We start from the raw sequence: 1279 nt of genomic DNA, 5'->3' as shown, positions 1-1279 counted from the left end.
TCGAGAGGTTCATGTCCGGATCTGTGAGGGCGTGAGGGTGCGATTCCCTTGCGCTACTCGACATGCGACGGTTCGCAAGCCCAGCAGCGACGCGGGTACTCGTGCCTAAGTTATTGATTTTTTTGAGGTTTGCTGTTCGCTTCTGCTTGGCGTATCGTGTTTGGCCCAATGCACGGGAGGCCCGCGAGATGCAAGGCTGGCAGAGCACCTATTTGGGCGCACGCGAGGTGCCGCGTGAACTCAGCAGTTTCGAGTTGCAGACGTTCTTCACATGGCCCGTTCGTTGGTGCTTGGCGTGACTTGAGTGGTCGTAAGGCCTGCCTGCAACTGCAGGCACGTTGGTTTGCTGTCAATGACTGGATGGACCGCGTGCCGCTTGACGGCGTGATTCGCCGGAAGTAGGATCGAGTCGCTTCTCTTGGAAGAGGAAGCATGCGGCGCGCTCCGCATTCGTATCCACCGTGGTACATCGGGTGCCCGATCGTCTTCGACAGCGACTTCAACGGCCTGGTCTGCGCCGCGGAGGATCTGGATCGCCCGAATCCAAATGCCGACCCCGAACTGGTGAAGTACGCCGAGAGTCTGGCCCAGCCGCTCAACGTTTCGGGGCCGGAGTCCATCGTGCTAGATGTCCGGAAGACCATCCACCTGCTGCTGCCGATCGAACAGGCGACCGTGGAAGAGGTCGCCCTGTATCTGCACCTGAGCGTGCGGACGATGCAACGCCAGCTCAAGGCCGCCGGCACGAATTTCTCGAACCTTGTGGACGACGTGCGCCAGGAACTCGCCGTACGCTACCTGACCAACGCGCGTTATCCCATAGGACGGGTGGCAACGCTGCTGGGCTATTCACGCCAGTCGTCGTTTACGCAATGGTTCACTGCCCGATTTGGCACTCCGCCGCGTGCCTGGCGTGCCTCGCACGTGAAATAGCGGCTCAGGTGGCGAGTGTGTCGCGATCGGATGGCTGTGTTACGCGCCAGGCGTGCGGCACCAACCCGTATCGTCGGGAGAACCACTTGGCTGCAGCCGAAGTCTGCTTTCAGAGCGGAACCGACGCTCGAATGACGGCGAAGAACGCGGGCGAGCGGCTGCAAATGTTTAGGCTTGTTTGATGCCTGCCCTTGGCCCGGGATGGGACGACCGCGGGCCGGACCTGCTTGTCTCTTCCCGGGGCTTCTTGCCGATAGCACATGGCTGACACGTTCAGCCGCGGGCATGGGAATCGAGAGTGCAAGCTAAGTTGTGATCGTGCTGGGCCGACTCGGTCGATGACGGC

At 61.1% G+C, this 1279-nt stretch carries 1 pseudogene; it reads left to right on the top strand.

From position 1 onward, the window contains the following. Positions 1 to 465: 465 nt before the first annotated feature. Positions 466 to 933: pseudogene (locus tag ACYP5B_RS43160) on the top strand (helix-turn-helix domain-containing protein); the annotation flags it as partial. Between the last annotated feature and the right edge of the window lie 346 nt (positions 934 to 1279).

Source organism: Cupriavidus sp. 8B (assembly GCF_054589115.1).
This window is presented reverse-complemented; position numbering and strand designations above follow the sequence as displayed.